The sequence below is a fragment of the Brevibacillus sp. LEMMJ03 genome (assembly GCF_007197875.1).
GTDB classification, from domain to species: domain Bacteria; phylum Bacillota; class Bacilli; order Brevibacillales; family Brevibacillaceae; genus Brevibacillus; species Brevibacillus thermoruber.
On the sequence record NZ_VKJN01000096.1, the window covers coordinates 1 to 414 of the forward strand.

The following is a 414-nucleotide window of genomic DNA, read 5'->3' on the forward strand; positions in this document are numbered from 1 at the left end:
CGTAATAGGCAATGCCAACGAGCGCGATTAACAGCATATATACAACGGCAAATACTGCATACAATTTTTTTCGGACCGTCATCTTCATCGTTCTGATCCCCCCGTTCATTCACATCATGTAGCACTCCATCGGCAAAAAAAGAGAAGGGAATGACCTTCCCTTCTTTATTATCGGCATATAATGCCAAATATTTAGACCATTTCTCCCGAACGAAGCAAATTATTTTTTTCCTGTTCGGACTCATCCCGAATGAGAAACGATGTTAGTAGAGCCACAATGCTGCCGATAAAACCAAATAAAAAGAGATGATGGATGCCTGTCATAAAGCCAGCTGCTTTCGTTAAAAAGGCGCCCATAATCGTTACACCAATTGCCGTGCCGATGTTGCGGCAAAACATGAAAAACGAAGTAGC

Annotated in this window: 1 pseudogene; it reads right to left on the reverse strand. The window is 42.3% G+C overall.

Going from position 1 to position 414, the window contains the following annotated elements:
* Positions 1–192: 192 nt before the first annotated feature.
* Positions 193–414: pseudogene (locus FOI68_RS22975) on the reverse strand (major facilitator superfamily transporter); the annotation flags it as partial.